This window comes from Rickettsia finnyi (assembly GCF_049668125.1).
Taxonomy (GTDB): domain Bacteria; phylum Pseudomonadota; class Alphaproteobacteria; order Rickettsiales; family Rickettsiaceae; genus Rickettsia; species Rickettsia kotlanii.
Genome location: NZ_CP187160.1, coordinates 681,601 through 698,620 on the forward strand (window position 1 = coordinate 681,601; position 17,020 = coordinate 698,620).

Here is a 17,020-nt window from a genome sequence, read left to right on the forward strand (position 1 = left end):
ATCTAGGCAAAGCAACTAAAAGTGTATGTTGTTGTGACATTTTTAGCTGGATACTGTGGACAAGCTACTAGATGACAAAGTATACTTTTTAAGTTCTTCATCCGTTAACCTTGTGCATCAAGAACAGGTTCAGGAACGATAGCAGAACCGGTAAACTCAAATCCTTGATAGTTAATTTTTAGTTTCTTACAAATTTCTTGTAATGATAATAAATTTTCTTCTATATCATCAATAAATATTATTGATTGTGGATAATAATTTGTTTTTCTTAATATATACTCAAGCATGCTTCCTTTATCATATTCCGCAGTGTAAATTATTCCGTCTTTTAATGTAGGTTTACCGTGGCCGGCATTAAAATCTTCTATTATTATCTCATCTTCTAAAGGTGAAAATTCTTGAAAATTTACCTTTAATTTAGTGAGTTCACGAATTCTCCATTCGATCATATCTTCAATTACGCCAAATTTACCGGTAGGAAGTTTAGTAAGACCCATTGCCGGTACATTTTTTTCTGTAAGTAGAGCAAATATCGTTAAGATATCTGGGTTAACAAATCTAGCGTTCCTATCTTTAAGAACAATACTAAGTAATAATTCACATTCTTCTCTAGTAAGTCTTTTTTCAATGTTCTTCATTAATTCTTTTCTATAATCATATGTTAACCTAGATTCATCACTATCCATTACAATTACTTCATCTACATCAAAAAGCATCAAGCTAGTATTATTGGCTTGTTTTACCGCTTCTATAACTTCTTTAAAATTATGAACTTTATTTATTTTGCTATACATATTTATTGTTTATTTAATATTACTTAAGAGTCTAATTACTTCTTCTAAGGAATTTGTCATTACCTTTAAATCTTCTTCTCTAGATAAATTATGGTGACCGTCTTTAATTAGCTTCATTACTATTTGTTTGCTTGTTATTTTGTCTAATAATTTTACTGAAACATTATAAGGCACGTCTTCATCTAACATCCCATGAATTAGATGTACCGGTATATTTATATCAATCTGTTTCTTTGTCAATAATAAATGTTTTTTTGCATCTTCTATCAGTTTATAGCTTATAGCATATTGATGCTCACAATTTTTACCTCTTACTTCTAGTATTCCCTCTTGTTGCATCTTATTTTGATCATTTAGAGATATATTTTGCCAAATATTTTCAGTAAAATCTGGAGCAGGGGCTACACATACAAGTCCCTTTATTTTATTAGGAAATCTTAAAGCTGCAAGAAGTGCTAGCCATCCTCCCATGCTTGAACCTACTAATATCGCCTCCGTATTAATTAATTTGTCTAAAATTAGTGATACTCCTTCTAACCAATCACTAATTGTTTGATCCTTAAATTGTCCCGATGCGTTTCCATGACCGAAATTATCAAAAACAATAAAATTATAATTGTGTTTTTTACAATAATCTATTAAATAGATAGTCTTAGTTGATTGCATACTAGACATCAAGCCGTGTAAAAAAATTACAGATGGAATATTTGTATTAATTATTCTATAATTATCATAGACAATAAATTTGTTTTGTGTTTTATTATAAAGCTTGTGCATTTTAAATAATTATTTTAATAGATTGAGATTTAATGCCTTCATTAAAGTCAAGTAAACGATATAATAAATATACTATTTTGCAAGTAGTTCCTGCTCTAGTTTCGGGAGGGGTTGAAAGAGGTACTATAGAAGTTGCAAAATATCTTAAAATTCTCGGTCATACTCCTATCATAATTTCAGCAGGCGGTACTCTAGTTAAAGAGTTAGATAAGGAAGATATATTGCATATTGAAATGGATAGTAACAGTAAAAATCCTTTTGTAATTCTGAATAATGCAAAATTGATAGCAGAAATAATCAAAAAATATAATGTTGATATAGTTCATACAAGATCAAGAGCACCGGCATGGAGTTCATATCTAGCAACAAAATGGACAAATGCTAAATTTTTGACTACCTTTCATGGGGTTTATAATATTCCGAATAGTTTTAAAAAATATTATAATAGCATAATGCTAAAAGGCAAGAAAGTTATTGCCGTGTCTAATTTTGTAAAACAACACTTGCTCGAAAACTATAAAATTGATGAAGATAAAATAGTAGTAATTGAGCGTGGAGTGAATTGTGATTATTTCGATCCCGCAAATTTAATGCCGGAAAAACTTGAAAAATGTTGTGATCAATATGATGTACCGAGTAATGTGCCGATAATATTAATGCCTTCTAGAATGACAAGCTGGAAAGGACATCTTGTGCTAGTAGAAGCATTAAGTAAATTAAAACATAGAGACTTTTATTGTTTAATGGTCGGTGATATATCTAGACATCCCAATTTTACTAATAGAGTAAAAGAGCTTATAGCTAATCTAAAACTTCAAAATAAAATTCAAATTTTCGGTAATGATTCGGATATAATAAACCTATATGGGATTTCCGATATTATCATTTCTGCCTCAATCGAGCCTGAAGCTTTCGGGCGTACTATTATAGAAGGGCAGGCGATGGAGAAGCTTGTTATTGCAACTAATATCGGCGGGGCAGTAGAGACAATAAATAATAATATAACCGGTTTTCACGTAGAACCAAATAATGCTGAAGCGTTAGCGCAGAAAATCGATTATTGTTTCTCGATTTTAGGTACTGATACTGCTAAGAAAATCCAAGAAGCGGCAAGACATACGGTAATTAATAATTTCTCTCTTGATCTGATGTTAAGAAAAAACCTTGAAATCTATAAAGAAATCTTAAAAAACTCCCATAATTGAACATCTAGATTTAGTATATACTCATGATAAATACTTATATACTGATCATAAAAATTATTATAGTCATGAGATTTACCGTCATGATGCACTACAAGCATTAAAGTTTCCGGTAAAAATTTTTTTAAAGCTTGTTTTGTGCATTTTCTATAGATATTTTATCAAGATTAGCAAATACCTCGTCTAAAATTAATATTTTAGGGGTTGAAATTATAGCTTTAATGATTCCAATTTTTTCTTTTGACTGCCACTTGGTGCATTTATTACATCATAATTTTTATCACTTAAGTGCGTAATTAATGTAACTAGATCTAATTTTATAAATAGTGTGTTAATTAATAATTGCTTATTACTTTTAATGATTAGATTGATCAAGGCCGGAGGTTATTATTTCAAATAAAGTAGATTAAACCGGTATGTAACTATTCTGATCAATAAATATTATTGGGGGATTTTGATAATGGGTAGGTATGGAAATTTCACCAACGCTATGGCATGGATCAGCAATACAATTGACTAAACTCTTTAAAAAAGTAGTGTTGCCTTTTCCTGAGGAAGCTGAAAGAAGATCATGTGCTCCTAGTTTGAATACTAATTTTTCAAAACTCAAAATAGTTCTTTCTTCTATAATTAGGTTATAATCAGAAATTACAAGTTCTTCGTTTGTATCATTAGTAGACCATGTTATTCCTTTTTTATTCTCAGAAGAAATTACCTCTATTAATTTTGTAATTCGCGCTTGTGATATAACTGCTCCACTAAAGATTATTTTTAGTGAGGAACTTGTTAAGAATGATTTTAAGGTTTCAAGTCAAGGATTAAGTAGTAGAGCTTGCTCAGGCGTAATCTCTCCATTTTTTACTTAATTTTCTCTGCTTCTTGCCTATAAGAAATATCCAGTTGATATAATATATTTAAAAATCCTTGCTTAATATTGTCAAACGCATTAAATATAATAGCTCCTGGAACTAAATTCATTATATCTTGCAATGCAAGCAGCTGTATAATTTTTTGAGTGGTTAAATTCCCTAATTATAAAATTCCAATAGTGAAAGTATTATTAAGATCATTAAATAAATTATTAGTAATAGCTTCTATATCCTTTAATCCTAAGATTTTACTTTTATATTCCTCGTTTAGTAACAGTTCTAAAGCTTTTTGTTCGATTAAATCTTGAGTATTTTGTGTTAAAGAAGTTTTATATGATTGGAATAGTGTGCTTATTATATTTTTTCCACACCATAAAAAATACTGATTTTTGCTCCTTGAGAAACAAGAGGTTCTATAGCAGCATTAGGGTCCTGTATGAGTAAGGTTAATGCAATTAATGTATTTTGCCATCATTTCCGGTATAGTTAATAAAACTACTATTTATGTATGCTTCCATTAAATCTAAAACCCTTGGGTTACATCTTTAATTTCATTTTTTGAATCATTTTTAAAATTGTTAGAAAGTATATTGGGATCAATTACCCTAATATTAGGAGTTAAGTTTGTCTGAATTTCTTTTAAAATTTCCTGATAATTTAAGAAATCAGTCCCATAATATGCTAAGCCTACTATTGCAGCTGTAGAAGTTAAATAAATTGGTACTGAATAATTAGGAAAAGTTGTGATGAGATTTGTAGTAATATGGTAGAAAACTTCCTTTAAATGTGGCAGAAGTAAGATAATGTTTCTGAAAATACTCTTCAGTTAGTTAAGATTTTATCCGCAAGAGTTGCCGAAACAAAAAGACTGCTTCTCCTGTTGTCCCATTTACAATAAAACCAGTTATACCGCTAATTATTAAATGCGTTCCATATGCTAACTTCTTGGAAAAGGTAGAAGCAGCATTATATGTTCTTAAAAATAATACGTAAGTAGAAACAATTATTATATATAGGGCATTATTTATTAAAAATAGATATCGTTATTGTGAGCAGGCGTTGTTGTGTGTATCGAAAAAGGTACTCGGTGTCATACCGTGGTTTGACCACGGTATCCAAAAATAAAAAAATACTAATAATGTTAGTATTTTTAACTGGATCCCGTGATCAAGTCGCGGGATGACAACTGAAAAACTGATCCACACAGCAATACCTTTCGAGCGATTGCAAGGAGCATGGCACTCCATAAAAATAATAAAAAAATACTAAAAATTAGCATTTTTATACTTCCTTGCTTCGTCAAAAATGACAGTTTTTTCTTAGCTCAGACATTAAATTCTTAACTAATCTATCTTTAATAAGCGCTGCCGAATTAGGTGATAAGTTGTATTATAGTATAAAGAAAAAATGTAGGTATAGGAAAGAAAGTAAAAAGGCAGATAAATAAAACCTGCCTTTTTGTAATTATTAACGAGAATATAACTCGATTACTAAATGCACTTCTGCTTCAAAAGGATATGGAACATCAGAAAGAGCAGGAACTCTTAAATATTTACCGGTTAATGAAGGTACATCAAATGATAAATACCCCGGTGTTGTTTGACCTTGTTTTGAAACGGATTCTTGGATAAGCGGTATTTGTTTTACGGATTCTTTAACTTCTATAATATCGCCTGCCTTTAGTCGTATGCTTGCGATATCAGCTTTCTTACCGTTTAATTTAATATGTCCGTGTGAAACTAACTGTCTTGCAGCAAAAATAGTTGGGGCTATATTCATTCTATAAACTACCGTATCAAGTCTACTTTCAAGTAACCCAATGAAATTTTCACCGGTATTACCTTTCATTTTTTGAGCAAGTGCAAAAATATTTCTAAATTGTTTTTCAGTTACACGACCGTAGTGACATTTCAATCTTTGCTTAGCTTTTAAATGTAAACCATAATCTGAAGTTTTAATCATGGTATTCTGCCCATGTTGCCCGGGACGATAATTTCGTGTATTGAAAGCATCCTTGCTATCACCCCATAGACTTACTCCAAGTCTTCTACTAGCTTTATATTTAGAACGAACAATTTTTGTCACTGATAATATCCTTAACTTATTATTTATTAATTTGAATTACAAAAAAATATATACATTTCTTGCATCAAAGTCAATCATTGATTTTTAACCTAAAACTTTTTATATTTAATTAAAAAATATTTCATATGAGTTCTTTAGTAAGACCAATCAATTTAGGTAAAATCAATCATTCACAAAGTACTGTTAAAGACTATATTTTACTTATGAAACCGCGTGTAATGTTGCTTGTGATTTTTACGGGTTTTGTAGGTATGTGGCTTGCTCCTTATTACGTGCATCCGTTTATTGCTGGTATTGCAGTTGTTTGCATAGCTCTTGGGGCAGGTAGTGCAGGGGCAATTAATATGTGGTACGATAGAGACATCGATAGCTTAATGAAACGTACCCAAAAAAGACCGATAGTAAGAGGAGTTATAGAATCTGATGAAGCTTTATCTTTTGGTTTGATAACGGGATTTTTTGCAGTATTTTTTATGGCTTTATGTGTTAATCTACTTGCATCCTTTTTACTGCTATTCACTATTTTTTATTATATCTGTATTTATACTATTTGGTTAAAGCGTCGTTCTATACAAAATATCGTTATTGGCGGAGTATCGGGAGCATTACCTCCTGTGATAGGTTATGCAGCGGTAAGCAATACTATATCTCTAGAATCGATTATATTATTTTTGATTATTTTTATTTGGACGCCGCCGCATTCATGGGCTCTTGCTTTATTCTGCAACGATGACTATAAAAACTGTAAAGTACCGATGATGCCTGCAGTAAAGGGGACTTTATATACTAAAAAACAAATTCTAATTTACAGTATTCTTTTATTTATTGTTTCGCTAATGCCTTTTTTTATTGGAATGAATAATTTTATATATTTAATAATTTCTGGTATTCTTGGGGTAGTATTTCTATATTATGCCGGTTCTTTATTCTATGACACCCCTGATAACAAACAAGCTAAACGATTTTTTGCCTATTCGATATTTTACTTGTTTTTTATATTTTTACTTTTGTACTCAACTAACACTATATCCACTATTAGCTGAGAGATAATAGTATTGGGTTACTTTGATGGAAGATAAAATTGAAACCCAACGTGAAGAAACATATCATAAGTTTATTTTCATGCAAGTGATTTTTTGTTTATAACTGTAATTTTTAAATTTTATGCTTTTGTTTCGTAATTTTGATAAATAGGAAGAGTTAGAATATATATCGTATTTTATTCCATGGGAGCAACCTGTCATGCAACACACTCCATCGTTAGATAAAACTACTCTTAATACCGGCTTTATAATGTACCGCCTTGCCTCCACTCCATATTCGCTTACTTTATTTCCATGTATAGTTTGGTTGCCAAATTAAAGCTTCACTCTATATAATCTATTTGAGGGAATATTTCTTTCATGCTGCTTATCGTCAAAATATGCATTCCACTTTTATAAACGGTTTATATTGGTTATTTATGTATTGAGCTAAATCTTCAAATAGCTTTGCATATTCGGTAAGCCAGCCTTCATAAGCAATAATAGGAGCAAAGTTTAGATGAACTTCGTAACCTGCTTCAATAAAAATATTCACCGTTTTTATTCTCGCGAAAATTGGACTCGTTTTTGGCTCTAATATCTCACTCATTCTTGCCGGCATCAAACTAAATCTAATCCTTATTTTGTTTTCAGGATTAAAATTAAGTAATTTAGGATTGACATATTTAGTAGCAAAAGTTGCTTTAGCACGTGGATCTTCTTTAAAGAAATTAAATATTTTTAACCAATTAGTGTGTTTCCAATGCAAACTTACATCGGTAGAACAACCTATATCATATGTCCAATATTTAGAATTTGTTTGATTGGAAATTTTAGTTGGTAAATTTGCTATATGTTTATCCAATACGTCAAGTATTTAATCTATATTTTCATTGATATATAATGTCTCATAGTTATGACGCATAACAATAACTATTTCTGCAACCTCCGGCACGGCCATACATGAAGTTAGGCGTTATGTAATCAGCTGATCTTCCATTAGGACGTATGTGCAAAGTTAGTTTTCGTATTTTGTACTATTTTCTTAATCATACGATATTTAAAATACTTACTTAGCTTTACAAAATTCAGATTTATTTACTTACATTGAAATTGTAGTTATTAATTACAAATATATCATAAGTTATGGAAAAACCAAGCTATCTAAATTTTGATAATAAAAGTTATAAATGGAAAAATGATATTGAGTATCGTAAATGCCCAGAAAGCTATAGAGTAGGTAAAGGTGAGCAAGGAGTATGCATTTGTCAACCATATAAAAATGAAATTTTGCCTTATTGGAAGTTTAAAACTCCTGAAATTGCTAAAGACAGTAGTGAAAAAATATCTCAATCTTCATAACAGATATCAATATCAAGAAGAAAAAGACAATCTACGAAAATTCGTTGAAACTGATCCTGAAGAACTTTCAAATTTTATTGAAACTTATGATAAAACTGAAAAATCTAACAATAGAGAAGCTGAAGTTTTTCATAGTTTAAGTTCTATTTTAATGGAAAAACAAAAAGATAATGTGATTAAATCATAAAAGAAAGCTATTGAACTAGATCCAAGTAAAGCATACTATCACAAAGAGTTTTTTAATAAATTACATAAAATAAATCCGGAGGAAGCGCTCGCTTCTATCAAAAGAGCTATAGGGTTAAATCCAAAAAAAAATCATTATATGAAGACCTTATTATTGTGTTGAAAAAGGCAAATTATGATGAAGAAGCAGCAAAAATTATTAAAGCAATTCAAGATTTCCCTAAAAACATACCTAATGTAGTATTAGATACTGAGGGAACAAAGGATGTATATCCAATTAGGCCTGGCACAGGAATAACTGTATCAAAACGTGGGTATTTATGAGTTTTGCACTGTCATCTAGTTTGCTTGCTAACTAAGTCTAGAAAAAATAACTTCAACATTGTTACTACACTATATGTTTTGCTGGATGATGACATAGAGAGGAATAGTAAGTCACACAACACCCGTGACGGTCACATCAAAACAGTTTCTTCAATCCTTTTTGTAGAAGTTTATTCACAGGATCTGTTTGTTGGTTTTCCTGCGGAGGAGGGCTGCTTTGTTCCTCTGTATTTGTATTCTTGTTCTTTCTGAGACCCAAAGCATCTTTAATAATATTTTCAGGTTTCTTCTCTCCGCTTTTTAAGTCTTTAATAACGCTATTAAATACGTTTTTAACTAAATATGTTTGAAAGGCTTGAACGTCTAATTTATGCTGCAGATTATTTATGAATCCGTATAATTTAACGGCTATAGGCGGTAAATCCGCAATAGTAACGCTTGCACTAACATCCATCATATATTGTGGTAAGTTAATTTGACCGCTTGCATTTGTTATGGCAGGTGAAGCATCTAAACTACATTCATTTAAATTAAGCTTGCCTTGCATTATATTTCCGCTGGCAATTAAATTTTTGAAAGATGTGGATCCGCCACTAAAGGAGCTGTTAATAAGTCGTAATACTCCTTCGGTATTTTTAGCATTATTTACCGCATCTGCGATTCGGTTTAAATCAAATCCGCTTATTTTCCCGTTATCACTATTTACGTTAAATTGTCCATTTAGATTATTAACATATGTATAAACGCTATTACCATGAGAAGTAAGATCGGCTTTAAAGCTTAGTCGCCCATCAGTTATTTTTATTTTATCCGATTGCGGAGTGAAATTTTTGAGATAGGCATTTTTTAAATCGATTTTAATTGCAGCGTTTTGATCTTTGGCTGAACTCACATAACCGGTGCTACTTAGTTCGCCACCGTAAATGCTTGCATTAACTGAAGTAATATTCAGCGTGCCGCCGGTGATATTTAATTTTGCTTTTAAATTATTGATGATTAATGAGTCGTTAGTTAATTTATCAATATTTGCGGATAATTGCCCTTCAATTTCATTTAAAAACCCTAAATTAATAGGGTTATTTGACCAAGGAGAATTATTTTTAGCTGTAGGTATGTTTTGAGTAGCAGGACGATTAGTTTTATTTGGAGCAGGAGTAGGACTATTACTTGTAAGAATTTTATCCAAATTAACTAACGGACTGTATAAGTTAAGATTAAAATTGGGCTTCTGAGTTGCTAAATTAATATCTCCTTTAATAGATATATTAGTATTAAAAGCAGATATTTTATTATTAATATGGACAGTATCTTTAATTTTTTGCATTCCCCCGTTTAACTGCAATACTCCAATCTTACTTAAATTACTTACTCCCATAAGAGACATAAACGACTCAAAATTATTAATTTTTAGATTGTGCGCAATAGTTATATCTTGTGCTAAATTTTTAAGCTCAATATCTCCCGTTAGATTACTATTTGCAGCCGATAAATTAATATTTTGTAATTTTATTGCTTGAGAATTACTAATGACATTAGAAGTAAGTATAAGTTTTTGGTTAATAATAGGCAGTAATTTATCAGTCTTTAGTTTTAGAGCGTCAAGTATAGGTTTTAAACTATCAGCTTGTAGTATAATATTTGTCTTATCTAAATTAGAGCTAATCTTGGTTATAATGTTACCGGGATTGATAATAATATTTGATTTTAGGTTATTACGCTCTATATCATAATTTGCATTTGCTAGTAATGCTATATTTGGATAATTAAGTCTAGCATCTTTAATAGCTATATTTTTACTATCGGCAGTAATTGCCGTAGTTAGCTCGTAGTCATTTTGTAAATCAGTAGGCATACCTAAAGTTTTAGTATTACCTTTAATATTTGCGTTACCTATGAAAGAATTATTTTCGCTATCAAATTTTCCTTCGATTTTAATTTTTGCACCGGCAAGATTAATATTGGCACTTAACGGAATTATTTTACCGATTTCTTCAATATTTCCGTCTATATTAATTTGCTGTTCCAAAGCTTTTAAAGCTAAAGTCAAATCTATAGGACCTTTAAGGCTTTTAATTTTAGTCTCTAAGTTAATATCGTAAAATATTTTCTTACTGTTTTTTTCTATATATATTACTTTGCCGTCTATAATTTTAAAATGACTAATCAAAATAGGAAGTGCTAATTCAGTTTTAGTATCGGTAGATTCTACAGAGCTAATTTCATTTGTTTTGGATGCATTATTAGGTGTAGAAAATTGCCAATTTTTTTGTCTATTATTTAAAACTTCTAGATTTATAATCGGTTTTTGCAGTTCTATAGAAGCTACTTGAATTGCTCCTCTAAAAAGAGGCAAAAGTCGCAATGACGCTTTAGCACCTTCAACGGAAACTAGATGAGGTTCTTTTGTACCGTTTATTGATGATAATTTAATTTCTGATAGTGATATTGCGGGATTTGGTAGTAAAGATAATTTTATGTCGCCGTTAATAGTTAAATCTCTATTTGTAGCCTCTTTAACTTTATCTATTACTATTCCTTTATAATTATTTAAAGGAATAAAGAAAGGAATAACAATTAATAATAATATTATACTTATAAATATAATAAGTGAGTATTTTAAAGTTTTAGGCATAGAGCTTAACCTTCTATTTATATACATATATTAATTATAGTATTTAAGGATTAATTGTCAATTTTATATAATTTATTCAATTAAGGATTGAAATATTATATTCTATGTCATTCCCATGAGGTGTTGTTGCGTGGATCAGTTTTTCTGTCATGACGAGTAGGTATTGTTGCGTGGACCGGTAAAACCCACTGTGTCACCCCGTGGTTTGACCACGGGGTCCATAAAAACAATAAATACTAATAAATTTAGTATTTTTAACTGGATCCCGTGGTCAAGCCACGGGATGAGACAGAGGTGAATAAGAATTGTAGGGTACTATAAAGAAATTGAAAACTACGGTAAATTATTCAAGCTTCTCTTTGATAATTTAAAATCACATAATCTTTAGTTATAATAGGAAAAAATTCTTTATTGAAAGGTAATAATTCGGTTGTTTGATCTGAAAATTCTATTTCAATTATGTCACCAGCACCAAAGTTAAGAATATTTTTAATTTTGCCTATTTCTTTATGATCTTGGTTTAATACCAGTAAATGAGTTAAATCCGCTATATAAAATTCATCTTCTTCTAGTTCCGGTAAACTGGCTCTTAAGCAAAATATTTTATAACCTTTTAAATTTTCAGCTTCATTTCGAGTAGCTATATCATTAAATGTACAAATTAATTCTCCTTTGGCATTTTGGCTAATTAGCTTAATATGTATATTTGCTCCTGACTCATTTACTAAATTTCTTTCAAGTATTTTTGTAGCAGGGGCGGTAAAAGATTTTAACATTACATGACCTTTAATTCCGTGACATGATTTTATTACACCGACTAAAATTAAATTTTCTAAAGAATTCATTAATTTGCCTTTAAATTTTGATAATTATATATAATAATATATTTAAAAACTTTTTTACAGACATGATAAAAAAAATAGCTGCCGGCGTCATAATTTGTTTCTCATTATTGTTATTTATAATGTTTGGTGCATTATCGTTTGTTAACTATAATTCGGTTACTAATAATTTTACCAGTCATTTAGGAATTGCAAAAGAAAATATCGGAAAAATAAAGATGAATAAATTTCCTTTGCCCTATTTAGTTATTGAGACGATAAGAGAAGAAGGAAAGTTAGATTTAGAGCAGATTAAAATTCATTTTTCGTTGTGGTCGCTTATAAAATTTAATCCTAAAATTAATAAAATAGATATATTAGATGCTAAATTTTATTCACATTCTAATCTATTAAATATTTATAATCATGAAGAGTTAATAAAGAATTTCTGTAAATATAAATTACAAAATATAAATCTAAATGTTACTAATCTAAGTATTATTAATAAACAAGATTATTCTATTTTAAATTTTAGTAATTGTATATTAAAAAAAGAAAATGCTTTATCGTCTAATTACATATTTAAAACTACAAGTAACTATATAGGTAAAATTTCAGGTTCAATTAATAAACGTGACGATATAGTAGATTTTAGTCTTAATATTGATAATAATGATTATGGTTTTAAGTTATCGCAAATTTACAAAGATTCTAAGCTTACTAGCGGTAGTGGTGAATATCAGATTAAAAATTTAGCATCGGTAATGTATAATATATTACCGGATTTAAACCATCTTTTTAATAAATTTAATCAACATGAGGCAGTAAAAGTTAAATTTAATATTTCAAATAATGCAGATGAAATAGAGCTAAAAGACATAGTAATAGCATCGTCTTTTATTATTGGTAATGGATTTGTTAACATTGCTAAAAATGATAATATTACTACTAATGTAAAACTAGATTTTCCTAAAATAGATTTAAGTTCTTTAATTTCTCCAAATGCAGAGGTAACATTTAATACTTCTTCTTCAAATATTAGATTTATTTTTGCCGATAAATTACTTAAAGCAGATGTGGCAATTAACAAAATAATTTTAAGTAATAATGAAGAACTAGAAAAAATAGTCTTTTCTTCTAACTTATCAAAGGGTACTTTAAAGATAAATGAATTTTCAGGTAATATTAAATCAGGTGGAGAATTTAAGCTTACAGGTAATGTAACACAGAATGCCGTTAGAAGTATGTTCGATGGACAACTATATTTAAAGCACAACGATATAAATTCGTTACTGAATATTTTAGGATTTAACGACGTTACTATTAAAGAAGCTATTCCTTTTAGCTTGTCATCGGATTTAAAACTCACTTTAATAGATTTATTTTTTAAAAATTTATTACTCAAAACAGATAATTTAAATTTATCAGGAAATTTTTCTAGTAAATTTATTGCTCAAACACCTCGTTTAGACGCTACGCTTAATATATCTTCGCTTGACTTAAGCAGTAGAACGTATCCAATAATTTCGCCGCTTATCGAATTTACAAAAAATTTAACTAAAGATATGAAAGCTCTAGATTATCCAAGTAAATTCATCCCTATTAGAACAATAGGATATTTAGCTAATTTAGATATTCTGATAGATAGCGTTAAGTATAACGATCATGTATTTGACAAAATGAATTTGCTGGCTAAAATCGTACCGGCTAATATAAAAATTAGTAATTTAGATTTTAAAACTGCTAATAGCTATTTATCAACTAGCTGGAACTTAGATGCATCAAGTGTATTACCGTCTTTGACCGTAGAAATTAAGGACGGTAATCTTACTACTGATTTATTATCACCGGCAGGAATGCTTAATTTAAGAAATAAATTAATAAATGATTATAGTTTAGATAAAGCTACCTTACAAGTTTTCGGTACATTGTCAACATTATTACAAAATGATTTAATATTGAAAAATGTTAAATTTTATGTAGTAAATAATAATAATTTATTACAATTTAATAATATTGAAGCAGGATTATTAGGCGGTAAGCTTCAAGGTAACGGCAATATTTTATTAGAACCTTATGCTATAAATTTCGTATATGCTTTAAATACAATAGATTTAAATAAAGTTTTGGCTCTTATGCCTAAAATATTTACTGCAAGTGGCGGGAAAATAAGTATAAGCGGTAGTTTAGGAACTAACGGTAACACTCTTCAAAGCCAGCTATATAACCTTACTACAAAATCACAATTTGCTATAAACAATATAGATGTTAATAATTTTGCAATTGATTCTTTTATAGAAAAAATTGATACAGCTGATTATAAGGTACAAAATTTAGATAAAGATATAAATAGTGCTATAACCACAGGACAAGAAAATATTAGAGGTATAAGCGGTGATATTGAACTACAAAAAGGTATTGCCCTTTTAAAGAAAGTAAAATTTGCAACACAATATAGTAGCGGTGCGGCCTCTTTTGCAGTTAATATATATAATTTTGATATGGATGCATCTAGTATTTTATCATTTTATGTGCCGGCAAGGCTTGTTAAGTTAAATACCTCAAATACACGTTCTGATAAAGATAGTTTGGCACATCTTAATATAAAAATGCAAGGGAGTATTTTTGCTCCTAAGAAAACTTTTGATAGTAGTGAGCTAAAAAAATTGCTTATACCCCAAACAACTGAAGACACAACTACTACAGATAACCATTAAAAAATAAAAATAAATGACTAATACTAAAACTTTAGAAGCAAATATTAGCTTTGAAGAAGCTTTAAAAGAGCTTGAGGAAATTGTTAAAAAAATAGATAACGGACAAGAGAGTCTAGAGACGGCAGTTAATAGCTTTGAAAGAGGTATTTTACTTAAGAATCATTGTGAGAAAAAACTAAAAGAAGCTCGGTTAAAAATTGAAAAAATTACTAAACTTGCTGATTCTACAGTAGTCTTAGAAGAGACGGAAGTGTAGTGTTGACATAAAGCATACATTGGACTAATAGTATAAGATGACAAAGAAAGGTAATGATAGCTTTTCTGCTGAAAAAAAATTATAAGTTAATAAGTGAGCGCAAGGTAAGTTTTGAAGAAATAATATCAGTTATAGAAAGTAATTGTTTATTGGATATAATAGAACATCCAAATCCTAATAAATATTCAGCGCAAAAAATGTATATAGTTAAATTTAATGAATACGCCTATTTAGTGCCTTTTATTATTGAAGTTGATGGAACAGTTTTTTTAAAGACTATTATTCCACGTCGCAAAGCTACTCAGAAATATCTAAAAATAGGAAAAAGTAATGAGAAATCAAGAGAATATATCAAATATAATACTAGATGCTGAAGCAAACGCATTGCTGGAGTCTTTTGCAAATGATGAATGGCAAAGAATTAAAAATTTTGAACAAGAGAAACATATAGCACAAGTGGCAGCAGCTAATTATTTAAAAAAAAGATACTCGAATAAATATTCGTATTTCTAGTAGTGATTTAATGAGCATAAAACAAAAAGCTGCTTATGAGGGATTACCTTATCAAACTCTTATTTCTAGTATATTACATAAATATTCAGCAGGATATGGTTAATAATACCTATATAATCATATAATTGACTTTATCTATACCGTGTCTAATATTGTTTTGATGAGTTTTTATGCGGGATGTTTATATTTAACAAAATACATTATTCCTAATAATTTTCAAAAAGAAGAGCTTGGAAGTCTTGGCGGGTTTTTGGGTGTAGTCGGTAGTGTGTATGCGGTATCAACCGGTTTTGTATTAATTTATTTACTCGGTAATTTTTAATAAAGCACAAGAAGGGGTGGCAGTAGAATCTATAGTGTTGATGAGGCTTGCAGATAGTGTAGGTTGGCTTCTCCATGAAATGAGACCTACAATTTATCTAGATATTAAAAATTATACCAAAGATATAATGCAGCGTGAATGGTAATTAATGAAAGGCAGCAAGCAAATCAGTCATGAAGCTATTAGTTTCTTCCAAGATATTAATAAGAGACTACAAGCTTATAAAGCAAGCGAGCAAATGCAGCTATTGACTAAGTAGGAAATCATTGAGGAGATAAAAGAGCTTTATACAGTAAGGTATAACAGGATTAAAATGTCCTATTTTCCCTTAAATATTCAATATTGGATAGTTGTATGTATAATGACTGCTATTAATTTAATTTTTGTCTGTATGCTTGGCACCAAGCTTTATTTACATAAGATTTCGGTTGGTTTAGTTTGTATCACTTCATCATCAATGCTTTTGTTATTATTTATATTAGACAAATCTTTTCAAGGTCCTTGCGCCGTAAATCAATATGACCTTATTAAGGCTATACATTATATTGAGAGCTTAAATTAGTGATATCTGTAACAACATAACGCCATAATTTATCCGTGCCTTTAGTAATACCTATACGAGCAGTAGTAGAGTAGGGTAGCTTTAAGCCGATATCGCCGACAAAAAATTCGTTGTTATTTATAAGGTCGCATTTATTATGAGAAATATTAATTCCTAAATATTTACATAATTTACCCGGACCGTTGAGGTATAGATTTTCAGGCGAAATAACACGTACACCTCTTATTAAGGTTGCAGCAGGGAAGCCTTGAGCTTCGGTTACGAAATTTAAACAATAATACATTCCGTAAATTAAATAGACATAGCTAAAGCCTGCAGGACCAAACATTATATCCGTTCTTTTTGTCCGCCCTCTTGCTGCATGGCAAGCAGGATCATTCTGCCCTATATAGCTTTCAGTTTCAGTAATGATAGCTGTTTTACCTTGGAAATAAAGAGCTTTACCGATTAACTCAGTGCTTACTACATTAGTATCTCTTGCAAAAAATTCACGAGGTAAAGGGATTAGTTTATTCATGTTTTTAAAAAAATATTTAAATTCTTATGCCATTTTGTAGGAGTGAACTTAGTAATTTC

General features: G+C 29.7%; 16 protein-coding genes and 2 pseudogenes. 9 read left to right on the plus strand and 9 right to left on the minus strand.

All coding sequences use genetic code 11. The annotated features are described in order from the left end of the window. Nucleotides 1–42 precede the first annotated feature (42 nt). Nucleotides 43–794 (minus strand): annotated as a pseudogene (locus ACPKKV_RS03775) (DUF2608 domain-containing protein). 9 nt (nucleotides 795–803) lie between these two features. After that, on the minus strand, nucleotides 804–1,571 hold the full coding sequence (locus ACPKKV_RS03780; RefSeq protein ID WP_392506257.1) for an alpha/beta hydrolase: 768 nt from the start codon (nucleotides 1,569–1,571) through the stop codon (nucleotides 804–806). 32 nt (nucleotides 1,572–1,603) lie between these two features. Between ACPKKV_RS03780 and ACPKKV_RS03785 the strand changes: the two genes are divergently transcribed. Continuing rightward, nucleotides 1,604–2,776 (plus strand): glycosyltransferase family 4 protein, encoded by a 1,173-nt coding sequence (locus ACPKKV_RS03785; RefSeq protein WP_392506259.1) that lies wholly within the window; start codon nucleotides 1,604–1,606, stop codon nucleotides 2,774–2,776. Nucleotides 2,777–3,179: 403 nt separating this feature from the next. On the opposite strand, the gene ACPKKV_RS03790 is transcribed toward ACPKKV_RS03785, so the two are convergent. The 3 genes from ACPKKV_RS03790 to rpsD form a co-directional block, all read right to left on the minus strand. Further along, nucleotides 3,180–3,383 (minus strand): hypothetical protein, encoded by a 204-nt coding sequence (locus ACPKKV_RS03790; RefSeq protein WP_392506261.1) that lies wholly within the window; start codon nucleotides 3,381–3,383, stop codon nucleotides 3,180–3,182. A gap of 248 nt (nucleotides 3,384–3,631) precedes the next feature. Next, nucleotides 3,632–3,763 carry a hypothetical protein gene (locus ACPKKV_RS03795; RefSeq protein ID WP_424492205.1) on the minus strand — a complete coding sequence of 44 codons (132 nt, stop codon included), beginning with the start codon at nucleotides 3,761–3,763 and terminating at the stop codon, nucleotides 3,632–3,634. Nucleotides 3,764–5,109: 1,346 nt separating this feature from the next. Continuing rightward, a complete protein-coding gene (rpsD, locus tag ACPKKV_RS03800; RefSeq protein WP_392506263.1) occupies nucleotides 5,110–5,727 on the minus strand; it encodes a 30S ribosomal protein S4 in 618 nt (205 codons plus the stop codon). Between the two features lie 125 nt (nucleotides 5,728–5,852). Between rpsD and cyoE the strand changes: the two genes are divergently transcribed. Next, on the plus strand, nucleotides 5,853–6,770 hold the full coding sequence (gene cyoE / locus ACPKKV_RS03805) for a heme o synthase (protein WP_392506265.1): 918 nt from the start codon (nucleotides 5,853–5,855) through the stop codon (nucleotides 6,768–6,770). Nucleotides 6,771–7,143: 373 nt separating this feature from the next. On the opposite strand, the gene ACPKKV_RS03810 is transcribed toward cyoE, so the two are convergent. Further along, nucleotides 7,144–7,614, minus strand: coding sequence for a spore photoproduct lyase family protein (locus tag ACPKKV_RS03810; protein ID WP_392506267.1), 471 nt, complete (start codon nucleotides 7,612–7,614; stop codon nucleotides 7,144–7,146). A 281-nt stretch (nucleotides 7,615–7,895) separates the two neighbouring features. On the opposite strand from ACPKKV_RS03810, the gene ACPKKV_RS03815 reads away from it, so the two are divergent. The 3 genes from ACPKKV_RS03815 (at nucleotide 7,896) to ACPKKV_RS03825 (ending at nucleotide 8,621) form a co-directional block, all read left to right on the plus strand. Next, entirely contained in the window at nucleotides 7,896–8,111 is a 216-nt protein-coding gene (locus tag ACPKKV_RS03815) for a DUF4385 family protein (protein WP_392506269.1), read from the plus strand. Beyond that, nucleotides 8,086–8,298 (plus strand): hypothetical protein, encoded by a 213-nt coding sequence (locus ACPKKV_RS03820; RefSeq protein ID WP_392506271.1) that lies wholly within the window; start codon nucleotides 8,086–8,088, stop codon nucleotides 8,296–8,298. Before ACPKKV_RS03815 ends, ACPKKV_RS03820 begins: the two co-directional genes overlap by 26 nt. 158 nt (nucleotides 8,299–8,456) lie before the next feature. Then, nucleotides 8,457–8,621, plus strand: a complete 165-nt coding sequence (locus tag ACPKKV_RS03825; RefSeq protein WP_392506273.1) for a hypothetical protein — start codon at nucleotides 8,457–8,459, stop codon at nucleotides 8,619–8,621. Nucleotides 8,622–8,757: 136 nt separating this feature from the next. Here ACPKKV_RS03825 and ACPKKV_RS03830 read toward each other — a convergent pair whose 3' ends face one another. Both ACPKKV_RS03830 and rimM read right to left on the minus strand, forming a co-directional pair. Then, on the minus strand, nucleotides 8,758–11,253 hold the full coding sequence (locus ACPKKV_RS03830) for an AsmA family protein (RefSeq protein ID WP_392506275.1): 2,496 nt from the start codon (nucleotides 11,251–11,253) through the stop codon (nucleotides 8,758–8,760). 347 nt (nucleotides 11,254–11,600) lie between these two features. Beyond that, a complete protein-coding gene (rimM, locus tag ACPKKV_RS03835) occupies nucleotides 11,601–12,098 on the minus strand; it encodes a ribosome maturation factor RimM (protein WP_392506278.1) in 498 nt (165 codons plus the stop codon). A gap of 62 nt (nucleotides 12,099–12,160) precedes the next feature. Here rimM and ACPKKV_RS03840 point away from each other — a divergent pair, with 62 nt between their 5' ends. The 4 genes and pseudogenes from ACPKKV_RS03840 to ACPKKV_RS03855 all read left to right on the plus strand — a co-directional run bounded on the left by ACPKKV_RS03840 (nucleotide 12,161) and on the right by ACPKKV_RS03855 (nucleotide 16,444). Then, on the plus strand, nucleotides 12,161–14,791 hold the full coding sequence (locus tag ACPKKV_RS03840) for an AsmA-like C-terminal region-containing protein (RefSeq protein WP_392506280.1): 2,631 nt from the start codon (nucleotides 12,161–12,163) through the stop codon (nucleotides 14,789–14,791). A 13-nt stretch (nucleotides 14,792–14,804) separates the two neighbouring features. Continuing rightward, a complete protein-coding gene (locus tag ACPKKV_RS03845) occupies nucleotides 14,805–15,047 on the plus strand; it encodes an exodeoxyribonuclease VII small subunit (protein ID WP_014014175.1) in 243 nt (80 codons plus the stop codon). A gap of 53 nt (nucleotides 15,048–15,100) precedes the next feature. Further along, nucleotides 15,101–15,421: a toxin gene (locus ACPKKV_RS03850; protein ID WP_392506282.1), complete on the plus strand. Its 321-nt coding sequence runs from the start codon at nucleotides 15,101–15,103 to the stop codon at nucleotides 15,419–15,421. Nucleotides 15,422–15,720: 299 nt separating this feature from the next. Beyond that, a pseudogene (locus ACPKKV_RS03855) lies at nucleotides 15,721–16,444 on the plus strand (hypothetical protein). On the opposite strand, the gene ACPKKV_RS03860 reads toward ACPKKV_RS03855, so the two are convergent. Further along, nucleotides 16,416–16,961 carry a DNA-3-methyladenine glycosylase gene (locus ACPKKV_RS03860; RefSeq protein WP_392506284.1) on the minus strand — a complete coding sequence of 182 codons (546 nt, stop codon included), beginning with the start codon at nucleotides 16,959–16,961 and terminating at the stop codon, nucleotides 16,416–16,418. The pseudogene ACPKKV_RS03855 and the gene ACPKKV_RS03860 overlap by 29 nt on opposite strands. Nucleotides 16,962–17,020 lie beyond the last annotated feature (59 nt).